Origin of the sequence: Pseudomaricurvus alkylphenolicus, assembly GCF_011683955.1 — a bacterium.
Taxonomy (GTDB): Bacteria; Pseudomonadota; Gammaproteobacteria; order Pseudomonadales; family Cellvibrionaceae; genus Pseudomaricurvus; species Pseudomaricurvus alkylphenolicus.
In genome coordinates this window covers 190,168-205,098 of record NZ_JAAQPI010000002.1, presented here as the reverse complement: position 1 = coordinate 205,098, position 14,931 = coordinate 190,168, and the positions used below count along the sequence as shown (strand labels likewise).

Here is a 14,931-nt window from a genome sequence, read left to right as displayed (position 1 = left end):
AAGGGAACATTCCTGTACAGAAAGTTGTTTTTGTAGATAAAGAGGCCGCTGATTCTACTTGGGATGCCGCCATTAGGCTACCGCGCAGGGTATTTCCGGGAGATTGGCAAAATTGATTGCCCTCCCGCAGCGGCGTTCGGGTAGAATCCCCACCTGCAACGACAGGCTTAGCACAAAATAAGGAAACCTGAGTGTCATCGGTACCAGATCCCCGCACGATCCAGGCATTGGCCGCCTGGGTGGAGCAGCAATACCAGGCTCACCAGTGGGCTTGCCCCTCTCCTCTTGAGCTCAACCCCCTCAGTGGTGATGCCGGTTTCCGTCGTTATTTTCGGGTACCAACGGCCCCTTCGCTGATGGCGGTTTACGCCCCGGTGGAGACCGAAGACAGTCGGGCCTTTGTCGCCATTGCACGCTATTTGCGTGATGAGGGGGTGCATACCCCCGATGTGATTGCCGCCGACTTTGAGCGGGGCTTCCTGCTGATTGAAGACTTTGGTGATTGCCTGTACAGCGATGTGCTTAACAATGACAGTGCCGGTGAGCTGTATGGCGAAGCCATGATGACCCTGCTGCGTCTGCAACAGTGCCCGGTGGTGACCATGCCAGCAGCGCAGGGCGATGGCATGCTCACACTGCCTAACTACGACCAACCGCGGCTGCGTGAGGAAATGTCGCTGTTGCATGAGTGGTTCATTCCCAAGCTGCTGGGTTATCAGCTCAGTGACGATGAGTATGGTCTGTTGGACAATGTGTACCTGCAGCTGGAGGCGGCGGCTCTGCAGCAACCCCAGGTCTGGGTGCACCGGGACTACCACAGTCGCAACTTGATTCACCGCGATGGTCAGGCGCCGGGTGTGATTGATTTTCAGGATGCGGTTCGTGGCCCCATTACCTATGACCTGGTGTCGCTGCTTAAGGATTGCTATGTGCGCTGGCCCCGTGAAAAGATCAAGCAGTGGGCACTTACTTACGGTGATATGGCCGTAGAGGTGGGGCTGATGGCACCGGTGACTCAGCGGGGGTTCCTGCGTTGGTTCGACTGGATGGGGCTGCAGCGCCATATCAAGGTGTTGGGGATTTTCGCCCGTTTATGGCTGCGCGACGGTAAACCCGGTTATCTGCGTGACCTGCCCCTGGTGATGCGCTACACGCTGGAAGCCGCCGATGAGTACCCGGAGTTTGCGGATTTCAGCTACTGGTTCAAGGAGCGTTTACTGCCCTTGTGCGAAGAGCAGGACTGGTACAGCGACTACAGCGTTGCCGGTGAAGCGGTAGCCGAAGAGGACGCAGGTTGATGAAAGCGATGATATTGGCGGCGGGCCTGGGCAAACGCATGCGTCCACTCACGGATCGATTGCCAAAGCCGCTGTTAACGGTGGGTGGCAAACCGCTGATTGTTTATCACATTGAGCGACTGGCGCAGCTCGGAGTGACGGAGTTGATCATCAATGTGTCCCATCTTGGACACCTGCTCGAAGAGGCGCTGGGGGATGGCTCCGATTATGACGTCAACATCACCTGGTCTCGGGAAGAAGAGCCTCTGGAAACCGGCGGTGCACTGTTGCAGGCCATGGATTTACTGGGTGCGGAGCCCTTCCTGCTGATCAACGGCGATATCTGGACGGATTATCCGTTGCAGCAATTGCTCGATCGCCAGCTGCCAGAGCAATGTCTTGGGCACCTGGTACTGGTGCCGAACCCCGAACACAATCTCAGTGGTGATTTCACCCTGCATGGTGATCATCTGCTGCTGAATACCGAATTGGATGCGGGATTTACCTTCAGTGGCATCAGCCTGCTGCGCCCGCAGCTGATCAGCACCTATACGGAGCGCAGACAGAGCTTTCCTCTGCGCGAGGCCTTTGAAGAGGCGATCGCTCACGATCAGCTCGCCGGTGAGGTATTTCGCGGTCAATGGTGGGATATCGGTACCCCGGAGCGGCTTGCCGAACTGGACAATTTATTACGCTAGGACGCTAGGACGCTATGGCGGTTGTCGAATAATGGCGTTATCGATCTTGATGCCCTTGGCGTTGTGCTCCAGAAAGCCGCGGACCCGACGCGCCAGGCGGTTCTCTCCCAGCATGGTATTGCTGGCCATTTGCGGCAGTCGCAGCTGCTGGTAGTTTCTCATTTTCAGGCGCCGGCTGTGCTTGAGTCGGCGATTCGCCTCCAGTTGATCGCGCCGGGTATCTCCCAGGTACACATCCAGCACGGGCAATTCCGGGTCCTGCAGGCAATCGGTCAGATTCATGTCCGTGCCCTCAATTTGATTGCGGGCATTGATAAACACCATGGCCCGAATCAAGCGCGGTTGTCCCGCCACGCGCTGGGGCAAATCCCGTGAATAACAGGCGGCTCTAACAGCACCGACACCGGCTCCGATGACGGCAACATTAAACTGACCCCGCTCGTGCAGGTATTCAAAGGCACTGCGAATGCGCAGATGCGCCATCTCCTCCGCGGTAATCTTTGGTGGCTCAGGCGCTTCTGTGTCAGCGGGTGCAGCTGGTGCCACTGCCCCAGCTGCACCCGTATCGGCATCGCTGGCATCCACGCTTTGGGGCTCTTGCTTATCGGCTTCCTGGGCCTTATCTGCTGGATCGGCCTGTTCGTCAGCACCCTCGGTTGTCGTGGCGGGTGACAGAGGGCGCACGGGCAGGGTGCGTTCGGGGATGGACAACCCATCCGGGGCTGGCAACTCACTGGATAGAGTGTTCCAGCCATATTCCGGCAGGCTGGAGCGAATGCGTTCTACTGTGGTTGGCCAGCTGCTGTGCTGGCCCTCAGCATTCAGAATCAGAACCGCCCCCACCGCATCACCGGTGAGCTCTTGTTCGTAGAGGGAAAGAAATTGGCGCCCTTCAACCTCCTGCCAAACCAGGCTGCTGGGATCCAGGCGCTTGGACAACAGGGTCATGTCGCGCTGTTCGCGAGACTGATACAGAGGTGGTTCTTCCGGTTCCTTGGGTTCAGCAACGGCTTCCTTGGCGGATTCTGCCTGCGATGTGTCCTCGGGGGATGGCTCCTGTGCCTGGGCGCCATATCCCAGGGCAAGCACCCACCACAGGGCAACATGGCTGATTCGGGGCAGATTGGCCCACAGACCGCCAAATGCCTGTGGGAGCAGGGCAAATAATTCAGTACAATGCGCCAGCCACCGCCACGGGTGGCTTTCAGTGAGTTCAGATTGAGTTTTTGACATAACCGGTTATTTTCACCGCGTTTCCAGACCACAGGTGTTCTATGCAACAGGATTTTAAAATCGCTCCCTCTATATTAGCGGCAGACTTCGCCAGATTGGGAGAAGAAGTTGAGGCCGTGCTCAATGCCGGCGCTGATATCGTGCACTTCGATGTGATGGACAACCACTATGTCCCCAATCTGACCATTGGTCCCATGGTCTGTAAAGCGCTGCGCAATTACGGTATTACCGCCCCGATTGATGTACACCTGATGGTAGAACCCGTCGACGACCTGATTGGTCAGTTTGCCGACGCCGGCGCCAGCATTATCACCTTTCACCCAGAGGCTTCCCGCCATGTGGATCGCTCCCTGCAGCTGATCAAGCAGGCTGGCTGTGAGGCCGGGCTGGTACTGAATCCGGCCACACCGCTTGAAACCGTCAAACACGTATTGCCGCAACTGGATATGTTGCTGTTGATGTCTGTGAACCCCGGCTTTGGCGGCCAGAAGTTCATTCCCTATACCCTTGAAAAGCTGCGTGAGGCGCGCGCGGCGATTGACGCTTTGGAAAAGCCTATCCGTCTGGAGATTGACGGCGGCGTCACTGCGGACAATATTCTGGAAATTGCGCGTGCGGGGGCTGATACCTTTGTTGCGGGATCAGCTATCTACGGCAAGGAAGACTATGCCGCGGCCGTTGCAGCCATGCGTGAGCAGCTGGCTCTAGTCTGAATTCTCAATACGCGGGGCCGACGATTTGCCGTTGAACAACCCACAGTTACGTCCATTACCCCAGTCTCTGCCTGAGCTGGTGATATTTGATCTCGATGGCACGCTGGTTGACAGTGTGCCTGACCTGGCAGCCGCCATTGATGAGTTACTGACCGAGCTGGATTGTCCACCGGCGGGCATTGAACGGGTCAGGCTCTGGGTGGGTAATGGCGCTTCGGTTTTGGTGCGGCGGGCATTGGCCTGGAGTGGGGGTGCCGATGAGCTTGGTGTGGATGACGTTGAGGTGGATTCAGCGCGGCACCAGACGGCATTGCAAAGCTTTTTGCGTCATTACGGTGCGCTCAGCGGTCAGAAAACGGCACTCTATGCGGGAGTCATAGAGGCTTTACAGCGCCTGACCCGGTCCGGGGTTGCCATGGGCGTTGCCACCAACAAGCCGAGCCAGTTTGTTCCCTACGTGTTGCAGCACTCCGGTATTGGTGAGTTTTTCCACAACTGGCTGGGCGGGGACTGTCTGCCCGAGAAGAAGCCGGATCCGGCGCCACTGCTGAAGTTGATCGAGCAGGCCGGAGTATCGCCTGAGCGCACGCTGATGGTGGGTGACTCCAGCAGTGATATTCGCGCGGCTCGCGCGGCCGGGGTGCCCTGCCTGGCGGTAACCTATGGCTACAACCACGGTCGTCCTGTTGAGGAGGAGCAACCCGACTGGGTCTGCGACAACCTCGATACCTGGTTTGCCCAGCTAAAGTCATAGCCCTGCTAGAAATCGTAAATCAGGATCCTGGCCGCCTTGCCCTTGATGTACTTGTCCAGGTACTCCACGTGGACCGGGTGCTTCAGGTAGTCATCCATCATTTCCGGCCCGGTAAAGTCCATGGTGATGCCAAAGCTGAAGCTGTCGTCCACCACGGCACGTTCACTGGGCACGGCCTTGCCCACCCGCAGACCACTGACCCCGGGGATCTGCCCCAGCATCTTTGTAGCCTCCATGATCTCGCGAGCCTGGGCCTCGGTCACTTCCGGCTTCAACCACACCATCACAATATGAGAAATGGTGCCGGCCTGTAGTCCGAAGCTGGCTATTACGAGGCTCAGGGCCAGCAAATACCGGTTTAAGCGCAAAAGGGACATGGTCGATCTCCTTGTACTAAAATGGCGGTCGGAATGGCGCTACACCACGATTGCCGGGGATTGTGACATGATCTGCCCGGCACTCCCAAGCTCGTTTGATATCTCGTCGCTGTACACTCAACCGGCGAGCGGATAAACTAGCGCCTGTTTTTAATCCTGATTCATAGCGTGAACGGCAACGATTAGGTAATTTCGTGAACATTTGTCTCTCAGTCACCCCGGTGGTGCCCTCAACAATCTCAGGGCGATGGCGTCCTTGAGTTCTCCGTGAGCCCGGCTCACTTATCTGCCAGCCAACGCCTGCACAAAAGCGTTGCACCTAACACTCGGTACAGACTTTAAGACGCAATCACGCAAGGACCTTTCATGTCTTCAGAACAACTGTCGTCAAAGCAATTTGACCAGCTGGCCCGTGAGGGCTATAACCGCATCCCGCTGGTGCGGGAAGTATTGGCGGACCTGGATACGCCACTTTCCAGCTACCTGAAACTGGCCCAGGGCCGCTATTCCTACCTGTTTGAATCCGTCCAGGGTGGCGAGAAGTGGGGGCGTTACTCCATGCTCGGTCTGCCCGCCCGCACCGTACTCAAGGCCAATGGTGATCATGTGGTGATCGAAACCGACGGTGCCATCGTTGAGGAGTTGACCTGCGAGGACCCGCTGACCTTTGTGGAGCAATTCCAGCAGCGCTTCAAGGTGCCAGAGCTGGAGGGTCTGCCCGGCTTTAATGGCGGCCTGGTGGGGTATTTTGGCTACGACTGCGTGCGCTATGTGGAGCCCAAGCTCAAGGCCACTCAAAACCAGGATACCATCGGCACACCGGACATACTGTTAATGGTCTCGGATGAGGTGTTGGTGTTTGACAATCTCGCCGGTCGACTGGTGCTGCTGGTGCACGCTGACCCGACAGAGGAAAACGCCTATCAGGCGGCCTGCGATCGCCTCGATCAGCTGGAAGCGCGCCTGCGGGGGCAAACGCCCGCCACCGCCGAGATGAAGCTCAGTGGCGAAAGCGCCCGTGAGGAGCAGTTCAACTCCAGTTTTGGCGAAGACAACTTTAAAGACACCGTAGACCGTATTAAGGACTATGTACTGGCCGGAGACACCATGCAGGTGGTGATTTCCCAGCGTCTCTCCATTCCCTTTGAAGCCGAACCGCTGAATCTCTACCGTGCACTGCGCAGTCTTAACCCCTCGCCCTATATGTACTTCCTGGATCTCGGCGACCACCATGTGGTGGGTTCCAGCCCCGAGATTCTGGCCCGCCTGGAGGATGGTCAGGTGACGGTCAGGCCGATTGCCGGTACCCGCCGTCGCGGCCACACTGAGGCAGAAGACCTGGCCCTGGAACAGGATCTGGTGAACGATCCGAAAGAAATTGCCGAACACTTGATGCTGATCGATCTGGGTCGTAATGACTGCGGCCGGGTGGCGGAGGTGGGCAGCGTCAGGCTGACGGATAAGATGGTGGTCGAGCGCTATTCCCACGTTATGCATATCACCTCCAATGTCACCGGCCAGGTGCGGCCGGAACTCACTGCCATGGACGTGCTGCGTGCGGCACTGCCTGCCGGCACCTTATCCGGCGCCCCAAAAATCCGGGCCATGGAAATCATTGACGAGCTGGAGAGCGAAAAACGCGGAATCTACGGAGGCGCGGTCGGTTACCTGTCCTGGAACGGCAACATGGATACCGCCATTGCCATTCGCACCGCAGTGATCAAGGACAATCGGCTCTATGTGCAGGCGGGCGCCGGGGTGGTCGCCGACTCGGTGCCGGCGCTGGAGTGGAAAGAAACCATGAACAAAGCCCGCGCGATATTCCGCGCAGTGGATATGGTGTTGTAAGGGGATACGGCAATGATTCTGATGATTGATAACTACGACTCCTTCACTTACAACGTTGTTCAGTATCTGGGCGAACTTAAGGCCGACGTTAAGGTTGTGCGCAATGACCAAATCACCATTGCCGATATTGAAGCCATGGCGCCTGAAAAAATCGTGATTTCCCCTGGCCCCTGTACGCCCAATGAGGCAGGTATTTCGGTCTCTGCCATTGAGACCTTTTCCGGCCGTATCCCGCTGCTGGGTATTTGCCTGGGGCATCAGAGTATCGGTCAGGCTTTTGGTGGCAAGGTGGTGCGTGCCAGGCAGGTAATGCACGGTAAGACCTCTCCGATCTTTCACGCGGATACCGGCGTCTTCAAAGGGTTAACCAATCCCTATCGAGCCACCCGCTACCACTCCTTGGTAATTGAAAAAGAGAGCCTGCCCGACTGCCTGGAGATTACGGCCTGGACTCAGACCGAAGACGGCGAAATGGATGAAATTATGGGTGTGCGTCATCGCGAACTGGCGGTGGAAGGGGTGCAGTTTCACCCGGAGTCGATTTTGACCGAGCATGGTCACGATCTGCTGCGTAACTTCCTGGAAGCCTGAGACAGTTCACTGATCTGAGATAACGGCATAGCTAAGACAACGAGAGCAGAGCAGACACTATGGACATAAAACAAGCACTGGAAACCCTGGTGGAACGCCAGAACCTGACCCAGGAGCAAATGGTAGATGTCATGCGCCAGGTGATGACGGGTGTTGCCAGCCCGGAACAAATCGCCGGTTTCCTGGTGGCCCTGCGAATGAAGGGCGAGACCATCGAAGAAATTGCCGGTGCCGCCCGGGTTATGCGAGAGCTGGCAACGCCGGTGGAGGTTGAGGCGGAGAATCTGATCGATCTGGTGGGTACCGGCGGTGACGGTGCCAACCTTTTCAACGTCTCCACCGCCTCTACCTTTGTGGCCGCCGCTGCCGGGGTAAAAGTGGCGAAGCACGGCAACCGTTCCGTATCGAGCTCAACCGGCGCCGCCGACGTATTGGAAGCCGCTGGTGTGCAGCTGGATATTACGCCCGAGCAAGTCGCCCGCTGCGTCGAGGAGTTGGGGGTGGGCTTTATGTTTGCCCCGGCCCATCACAGCGCTATGAAGCATGCCGTCGGGCCTCGCAAGGCGCTGGCCATGCGTACCATATTTAATGTGCTGGGGCCGTTGACCAATCCCGCGGGAGTTAAGCGCCAGGTGATAGGCGTTTACTCTGCCCACCTTTGTGAACCCCTGGCCAAGGTGTTGGGGTTGCTGGGCAGTGACCATGTACTGGTGGTCAGCTCTGAGGATGGTCTGGATGAGATCAGCCTGGCCGCACCCACCCAGGTGGCGGAGTTGAAAAACGGCTCGGTGAGCGTTTATTCCATTACGCCCGATGACTTTGGTATCGAGACCAGAAGTATTGAAGGCCTGGTTGTTGAGAGTGCCGAGCAATCGCTGCAATTGATTCAAAATGCGCTGGGCAAACGTGACAACGAGGCAGCGGTTAAGGCCGCGGACATTATTGCCATGAATGCTGGCGCGGCGATTTACGTCAGTGGTATTGCCGATGACCTCAAGCAGGGTGTCGATATGGCGCAGGACGCGATTGGCAGCGGTTTGGCCAAAGAAAAAATTACGGAGTTGGCTGCTTTTACCCTGTGCCAGAAAGAGACCGGCTAAGCATCGGCACTCAACACAGGGGTAACCAACTCTCCGAGTTTACAGACAGGTTTAGACATTGAGGCCGGCATGGCCGGTAACATTATGAACAAAATTCCCACGGTCCTGGAAAAAATCATTGATCGCAAGCGCGAGGAAATTGCCGAGCGCAGTGCAGAGCGTTCACTGGAACAGTTGAAAGCACTGGCCGCCGAGCAACCGCCCGCCCGCGGATTCGTGAACTCCCTGGAAAGCAAAATCAAGGCAGGCCAGGCGGCTGTGATTGCCGAAATCAAAAAAGCGTCACCCAGCAAAGGTGTGATTCGCAAGGATTTTTACCCCGCTGAGATTGCCATCAGCTATGAGAAGGGTGGTGCCGCCTGTTTGTCGGTACTGACGGATGTGGACTTTTTCCAAGGCAGCGACAGCTACCTGCAAGAGGCGCGCAGTGCCTCGTCGCTGCCAGTGATTCGTAAGGATTTTATCGTTGATGAGTACCAGATCTATGAGGCCCGCGCCATTGGTGCTGACTGCATTCTGTTGATTGTCGCGGTACTTGAGTTCGAGCAGTTGGAGTCACTGAACAGCCTTGCTCATGAGCTGGGTATGGATGTGCTGGTGGAGGTGCATAACGCCGAAGAGCTGGAAATGGCCCTGCGCTTGCCCAATCGACTGATCGGCATCAATAACCGTAATTTGCACACGTTCGAAGTGTCGCTGGATCACACCTTTGCGCTGCTGGATAAAATTGACGACGATCGTATCGTGGTCACAGAGAGCGGCATACTCACGTTTGACGATGTGCTGGCCATGCGCGGTCATAACGTCAATGCGTTTTTGGTGGGTGAAACCTTTATGCGGGCGGAAGATCCCGGTGTGAAGCTGCTGGAGATGTTTAACTGACAGTGATCGCGGTCGGAGCCCGCTGCTACATTTATCGCGGTCGGAGCCCGCTGCTACGGAATTGTGGTCTGAACTCGCTGCTACGGAATCGCCTTGATTTTGTAGCAGCCCGCTCCGAGGGCGACCGCTCGCGGTACCCGACAAAGCGGGGCAGGCTCTCAGAGCGCGCTGCTACGGTGAACAATTACTCAATGAGCGACCTTAACGGGTCCCGAAGACCACCATGGTCTTGCCCTTGACGGACACCAATCCCTGCTCTTCCAGGGTTTTCAAAACCCGGCCAACCATTTCTCTTGAACAGCCGACAATACGTCCAATCTCCTGACGGGTGATTTTAATCTGCATACCGTCCGGGTGTGTCATGGCATCGGGTTCTTTGCACAGGTCCAGCAAGGTGCGAGCCACACGACCTGTTACGTCCAGGAATGCCAGATCGCCCACCTTGCGAGTAGTGTTGCGCAGGCGCTTGGCCATTTGGCCGCTGAGCGCATGCATAAATTCGGGGTGCTTATCCGCCAGCTCCTGGAACTTGGTGTAGCTGATTTCACCCACCTCACATTCGGTTTTGGCCCGGACCCAGGCGCTGCGGCAATCGCCCTCTTCAAACAATCCCATTTCACCAAAGAAGTCGCCATCGTTCAGGTAGGCCACGATCATTTCCCGGCCTTCGTCGTCTTCGATGATGACGGTCACTGATCCCTTGATGATGTAATACAAAGAGTCGCTCTTGTCTCCGGCGTAAATCAGAGTGCTCTTGGCAGGGTAGCGGCGGCGATGACAATGACTCAAAAATTCGTCAACGTTCTTGATGTGGGGGGTCAAAGACACGGCAACCAATGATCTTTCCTCGTAGTTCTTATTGGATATCCAGGGTTATCCGATGATTATGTCGTCTATTGTTCGTTCTGGCCAGTAATGTGACCGATTCTTCATCCCGCGAGTGAATCGCTCGTCACTGGTGTCGCCTATGATAGTGACTAAGTGGTTGATTTTGGTGACATTCACCCTGACCACACACATTGTGGTAACCTTGGCCCCCCAAAATTTCAGTGACCCAGAGAAAAAACGAGGTTTCAGCATGCAGGCAACAGTGAAATGGGTAGATGGCGCAATGTTCCTGGGCGAGTCCGGCAGTGGCCATTCCGTGGTTATGGACGGTCCTGAAGATCACGGTGGCCGCAACATGGGCGTACGCCCAATGGAAATGCTGCTGCTGGGTCTGGGGGGCTGCTCCACCTTTGATGTCATGAGCATTCTGCAAAAATCCCGTCAGCAGGTCAGTGACTGCAAGGTGGAAATCGAGGCAGAACGAGCCGATGCAGTACCAGCGGTGTATACCAAAATCCACCTAAAGTTTGTTGTTTCAGGTACCGCACTCAAGGAAAATCAGGTCAAACGCGCTGTGGAACTGTCGGCCACCAAATACTGCTCCGCCTCTATCATGATGGAAGCTGCCGGTGTGGAAGTGACCCACAGCTATGAAATTGTTGAAGATTAAGATTGTTGGGGCCTGATGAAGGTTGCTTGTCCAACTGATCAGCTTAATTGATTGGTATTGTTAAGCCCCTTTTCGTATGGTGCCTGATCGCGCCGTACCCTGATTTCCAGGGTGGGTAAATTGTTTTGTGAAGTCACTACGGGAATCGGGGGCGACGTGGAAGATGTTATAGACGCGAAGACCGCGGACGTGGAAGAAGCGGTTACGGCACCGGCGGTGGATACCGGGGTCTCCCTGCGGGTGGACCCGCGCCGGGCGGAGCTCTACGACGAGCTGCACAATCGCCCCTCGCCACTGGTCGACAGCCCCTGCCTGGTGACTCATATGGCGGTGGTGGTCAACGAGAAGGAGCGTGAGCAGGAAGGTCAATTTCTGGCTGAGCTGTGCCAGCGCTTCAGCATCAATCCGCCATCCCCCGGTGTGTCCTGCTTTTATCAGAACTTCGGCGGCTTTGAGCTGCGCTGGGAAAGGCACCTGGAGTTTTCCACTTACACCTTAATCCGCGCCCGCAAGGAAGACTGCCTGTTTGAGGATTCAGCCCTCAAGGTGGTCCCCAGGGACTGGCTGGAGCGTATTCCCGGCCAGCTGATTACCGCCATTCACGTCAGCATGATCGGTGCCCCCCAGGCTCTGAATGAGGAACAACTCTGCGACGCCTTTGAAGGGCAAAGGGTGTGCGGCAGCCAGGTCGCCCACGGTCGCGCCGAGATTCTCACCAGCTTCCGTATTCACAGCGACGGCTTCAGCCGCTGTGTGATTCGCGACCGCGGGCTCAGTGCCTATCAGGCCGGACGCCTGCTGCAGCGGGTACTGGAGATTGAAACCTACCGCCTGATGGCATTATTGGGATTGCCCACAGCTCGCGAGTTGGCACCGCGCCTGCGGCAGTTGGAAGAGTTTCTGGCCAAATTGAACCAGCGTATCGCCGCCAAGGGCTCTGTCAAAGATGATGGCGAAATGTTGTCGGCACTCACCAATCTGGCGGCCCAGGCGGAAAAGATCCGCTCTGATACCAACTATCGCTTTGGCGCCACCAACGCCTACTACGACCTGGTGACCTCGCGGCTGGAGCAACTCAACGAACAGCAATTGCCCGGGCTGCAAACCTGGCAGGAGTTTGTTCAGCGCCGCCTGGGGCCAGGTATCAAAACCTGCAATGCCATTCAGCAACGACTGGAAGATCTGTCCCGCCGGGTAGCGCATACCAGCGGCCTGTTGCGGACCCGTGTTGACCTCAGCATCGCCTCGCAGAACAGCAATCTGTTGTCTTCGCTGGATCGTCGATCCAGCCTGCAGCTGCGTTTACAGCAAACGGTCGAAGGCCTTTCCGTGGCGGCGATAGCCTACTACGTGATGGGATTGCTGAACTACATCTTTGTGGCGGCGATTGACCTGGGCCTGCCCATCAATAAGACCATTGCCATGGGTGCCTCGGTCCCCATAGTGGTGCTTCTGATCTGGGCATCGGTACATGGCTTGGTGCGCACGATTCTCAAGGGCAAAGAAGAGCCGAAAGAATAGCCGCGGCACTGTTCTATACACACCGGCCGGGCAGCCACGCGGTAAAACGGCTGCCCTCTCCGGGTTTGGAAATTACCTCCACGCTGCCGCCGTGCAGCTCGGCCAAATCCTTGATCAAAGCGAGCCCGAGCCCCGTGCCCTGGACGGCATTGGTCTGGGCGTGCTCCAGTCGCGTAAACTTATCGAACAAGGTGGCCAATTGCTCTTTGGGGATACCAATACCCGTATCAATCACATGAAAACCGACGCCCTGTGTATCCCCCTTGCGCATGGGTTCAATACTGAGGGTCACGGAACCCTCGAGGGTGTACTTGATGGCGTTGGACAACATATTCAGCAGTATCTGCACCACCCGCTTTTTGTCGGCTTCCAGGATCAACTGATCGTGTCGAAAGTCCCGGATCAAGTGCAGTTGTTTTTCTTCCGCCAAAGGGGAGACCTGATCCAGGCACTGATCCGCCAGGTGGATACAGTTGAAGCGCTCGCGATAGAGGCTTAGCTTTCCGGTTTCAATCTTGGCGGTGTCCAGCAAATCGTTAATCAGGTTGAGCAGCAACTGGCCATTGGCTTCAACGGTGCGCAACGCGTCGAGGTTGCGGGGCTCCAACTCATCCTCAAGCTTGCGAATGAGGCGGTTGGTAAAGCCGATGATGGAATTCAGAGGCGTGCGCAATTCGTGAGACATATTGGCCAGGAACATGCTCTTGGCTTGATTGGCGGTTTCCGCTTTCTGCTGCAGCGCCAGCGCCTCGGCTCTCGCCGCTTCCAGTTCCCGGGTGCGAACCTTAACCCGACTGTCCAGCTCTTGATTGCTGCGTTCGATACGTTGTTGTTGCAAGTATTGATCGGTGATGTCCACGTGGGTGCCCACCAGGCGACGGGGTTCGCCACTGGTGTCATCGCAAACCAGATAGGCTCGCGAGAGAATGCGCCGATCGCTGCCGTCTTTATGTTGCATCCGGAACTCAACACGGTAGTGAGGTTCACGTTTGCTGATGCATTGGTTGACAGCAGACTGTGCCACCGGAACGTCATCGGGGTGCAGAAGCTGGAAAAAGGTTTCCACACAAAACTCAATCTCCTGTTCTTCATATCCCAGCATTTCATACCAGCGGGGCGAGAAGTAGACCTTATCCGTTGTTAAATCCCAATCCCAGACACCGTCATTGCTGCCGCGCATGGCCAGCGCAAATCGTTCTTCGCTTTTTACCAGCGCTTGCTGTTGTTCTATGGCGCTGCGGGAAAGATGGTTCAGAGCATTGGTAATGCGCAGTAAGGTTGGGTACTCCTCTAACTCGGGCACCTCGGTTTCGTGGCCATCGGCCAACCGTGCAGCGAACTCTGCCGTTTCATCGACCGGCATGGCCAGCTGACGAGCAACCCACAGGGCGAGCATCAGCCCCACCACCAAGGCAAGCCCAAGCTCCGGCAGGCGATTGAGGAGAAGAGACAAAAAGCTGGTTCTGACTTCCCCGGCGGGAAGCATCAGCCCAAGACTCAAGTCACTGCCCTCAACGGGCGCAAACATCACCAGGGTCTCGTCTGTGTCCGCGGATTCGCGCAACAGAAAATGGCCACTGTCGAGCCCCATGATGGAGGCTGCCGCCAATTGCCACTCGGTGGCAGTTTCATCCAAAAGGGAGCGAGTGACGGAAATCGTCTGATGGTCCTGATTGGTGACTGCTTGCCCCCGAGCATCTCGCAGCAGGTTTACGGCTCTCTCCGGGTCCCAGTGATACCAATAGCTACCGCCGCGGGTGGTGACAAAAAAGCGCGGAGGCCAATCGACAAACAGATTTTCACCCACGCGGCCGATTCGGTCTTCAACTCTCTGCCAGTCGACAATGCCGGCAACGAGACCAACGGCCTGATTGTCCGGTGTGACGATCGAGCTCGCGATCGCGAATTGCTTTTGGCCGGTAGTGTAAGAAATGTGGGGATCAGAGATCACCGTTTCGGGGCTCGCCGGGAACAGGTTCTTGCCCAGCGTGGTCTGCCAAAAATCGCGTCGAATCAGTGTTCTTGGTCGGCTGGTGGGCAGATGGTTGTCAAAAGTTTCCAGACCCGCTCGGCTGGGGTTACCGCCCAGAGTGCTGTAATAATGCCCTTCCGGCGTGGCCACCAGAAAGTGATGGATATGGGGCAGGCGTTGCTGTTCCGATTGTAAATACGGCAGAAAGGTTTCCGGATCCATCCGGCGCAGGGCTTCGGTGTGGGCGAATTGCGAGATTTGCTGCCTGACTCGGGTAATGTCCTGTGCCAACAAGGCCGCCGCCTGGTGTAACCGGCCCTGCAGCTGCTCCATGGCCTCCTGATTGCTCCGCTGCAAGGTGCGAGACAAGTCGACCGCCAGCAGGATACACAGGGGCAAAAGAGCAATACCGACCAACAGCTGAGAGAGTTTGGGGTTTATCCGCATGGGGAGGGAGAATGATCCTT

The 14,931-nt window shown here is 56.6% G+C and carries 14 protein-coding genes; 10 read left to right on the top strand and 4 right to left on the bottom strand.

Annotated features, from left to right (window positions below):
• Positions 1–191 precede the first annotated feature (191 nt).
• Entirely contained in the window at positions 192–1,298 is a 1,107-nt protein-coding gene (locus HBA55_RS06280) for a phosphotransferase (protein WP_166988532.1), read from the top strand.
• A complete protein-coding gene (murU, locus tag HBA55_RS06275; RefSeq protein ID WP_166988530.1) occupies positions 1,298–1,975 on the top strand; it encodes an N-acetylmuramate alpha-1-phosphate uridylyltransferase MurU in 678 nt (225 codons plus the stop codon). Before HBA55_RS06280 ends, murU begins: the two co-directional genes overlap by 1 nt.
• Before the next feature lie 12 nt (positions 1,976–1,987).
• On the opposite strand, the gene HBA55_RS06270 is transcribed toward murU, so the two are convergent.
• On the bottom strand, positions 1,988–3,208 hold the full coding sequence (locus tag HBA55_RS06270; protein WP_166988528.1) for a DUF3530 family protein: 1,221 nt from the start codon (positions 3,206–3,208) through the stop codon (positions 1,988–1,990).
• 41 nt (positions 3,209–3,249) lie between these two features.
• Between HBA55_RS06270 and rpe the strand changes: the two genes are divergently transcribed.
• Positions 3,250–3,921 (top strand): ribulose-phosphate 3-epimerase, encoded by a 672-nt coding sequence (gene rpe, locus HBA55_RS06265; protein WP_166988526.1) that lies wholly within the window; start codon positions 3,250–3,252, stop codon positions 3,919–3,921.
• Positions 3,922–3,946: 25 nt separating this feature from the next.
• Positions 3,947–4,675 (top strand): phosphoglycolate phosphatase, encoded by a 729-nt coding sequence (locus tag HBA55_RS06260; protein ID WP_240945938.1) that lies wholly within the window; start codon positions 3,947–3,949, stop codon positions 4,673–4,675.
• Positions 4,676–4,680: 5 nt separating this feature from the next.
• On the opposite strand, the gene HBA55_RS06255 is transcribed toward HBA55_RS06260, so the two are convergent.
• Positions 4,681–5,052, bottom strand: a complete 372-nt coding sequence (locus tag HBA55_RS06255; protein ID WP_166988525.1) for a Dabb family protein — start codon at positions 5,050–5,052, stop codon at positions 4,681–4,683.
• Positions 5,053–5,433: 381 nt separating this feature from the next.
• Here HBA55_RS06255 and trpE point away from each other — a divergent pair, with 381 nt between their 5' ends.
• From trpE to trpC, 4 genes are all read left to right on the top strand, one after another.
• Complete coding sequence (gene trpE / locus HBA55_RS06250) at positions 5,434–6,900, top strand: anthranilate synthase component I (RefSeq protein ID WP_166989500.1); 1,467 nt, start codon at positions 5,434–5,436, stop codon at positions 6,898–6,900.
• A gap of 12 nt (positions 6,901–6,912) precedes the next feature.
• The gene (locus HBA55_RS06245) at positions 6,913–7,491 is read left to right on the top strand and encodes an anthranilate synthase component II (RefSeq protein ID WP_166988523.1); all 579 of its coding nucleotides are present in this window, start codon (positions 6,913–6,915) and stop codon (positions 7,489–7,491) included.
• A 59-nt stretch (positions 7,492–7,550) separates the two neighbouring features.
• Positions 7,551–8,591 (top strand): anthranilate phosphoribosyltransferase, encoded by a 1,041-nt coding sequence (gene trpD, locus HBA55_RS06240; protein WP_166988521.1) that lies wholly within the window; start codon positions 7,551–7,553, stop codon positions 8,589–8,591.
• Positions 8,592–8,675: 84 nt separating this feature from the next.
• Entirely contained in the window at positions 8,676–9,473 is a 798-nt protein-coding gene (gene trpC / locus HBA55_RS06235) for an indole-3-glycerol phosphate synthase TrpC (RefSeq protein WP_166989498.1), read from the top strand.
• 201 nt (positions 9,474–9,674) lie between these two features.
• Here trpC and crp read toward each other — a convergent pair whose 3' ends face one another.
• Entirely contained in the window at positions 9,675–10,310 is a 636-nt protein-coding gene (gene crp / locus HBA55_RS06230; protein ID WP_166988519.1) for a cAMP-activated global transcriptional regulator CRP, read from the bottom strand.
• 241 nt (positions 10,311–10,551) lie between these two features.
• On the opposite strand from crp, the gene HBA55_RS06225 reads away from it, so the two are divergent.
• Together HBA55_RS06225 and HBA55_RS06220 are read left to right on the top strand one after the other, a co-directional pair.
• On the top strand, positions 10,552–10,971 hold the full coding sequence (locus HBA55_RS06225; protein WP_166989496.1) for an OsmC family protein: 420 nt from the start codon (positions 10,552–10,554) through the stop codon (positions 10,969–10,971).
• 156 nt (positions 10,972–11,127) lie between these two features.
• Positions 11,128–12,492 carry a DUF3422 family protein gene (locus tag HBA55_RS06220; protein ID WP_166988517.1) on the top strand — a complete coding sequence of 455 codons (1,365 nt, stop codon included), beginning with the start codon at positions 11,128–11,130 and terminating at the stop codon, positions 12,490–12,492.
• A 13-nt stretch (positions 12,493–12,505) separates the two neighbouring features.
• Here HBA55_RS06220 and HBA55_RS06215 read toward each other — a convergent pair whose 3' ends face one another.
• Positions 12,506–14,911 (bottom strand): ATP-binding protein, encoded by a 2,406-nt coding sequence (locus HBA55_RS06215; protein ID WP_166988515.1) that lies wholly within the window; start codon positions 14,909–14,911, stop codon positions 12,506–12,508.
• Between the last annotated feature and the right edge of the window lie 20 nt (positions 14,912–14,931).

Excerpts from the sequence above, each read along its gene's own strand:
- murU (WP_166988530.1), top strand. The coding sequence starts at position 1,298 with ATGAAAGCGATGATATTGGCGGCGGGCCTGGGCAAACGCATGCGTCCA.
- HBA55_RS06270 (WP_166988528.1), bottom strand. The coding sequence starts at position 3,208 with ATGTCAAAAACTCAATCTGAACTCACTGAAAGCCACCCGTGGCGGTGG.
- rpe (WP_166988526.1), top strand. The coding sequence starts at position 3,250 with ATGCAACAGGATTTTAAAATCGCTCCCTCTATATTAGCGGCAGACTTC.
- HBA55_RS06255 (WP_166988525.1), bottom strand. The coding sequence starts at position 5,052 with ATGTCCCTTTTGCGCTTAAACCGGTATTTGCTGGCCCTGAGCCTCGTA.
- HBA55_RS06245 (WP_166988523.1), top strand. The coding sequence starts at position 6,913 with ATGATTCTGATGATTGATAACTACGACTCCTTCACTTACAACGTTGTT.
- trpD (WP_166988521.1), top strand. The coding sequence starts at position 7,551 with ATGGACATAAAACAAGCACTGGAAACCCTGGTGGAACGCCAGAACCTG.
- trpC (WP_166989498.1), top strand. The coding sequence starts at position 8,676 with ATGAACAAAATTCCCACGGTCCTGGAAAAAATCATTGATCGCAAGCGC.
- HBA55_RS06225 (WP_166989496.1), top strand. The coding sequence starts at position 10,552 with ATGCAGGCAACAGTGAAATGGGTAGATGGCGCAATGTTCCTGGGCGAG.
- HBA55_RS06215 (WP_166988515.1), bottom strand. The coding sequence starts at position 14,911 with ATGCGGATAAACCCCAAACTCTCTCAGCTGTTGGTCGGTATTGCTCTT.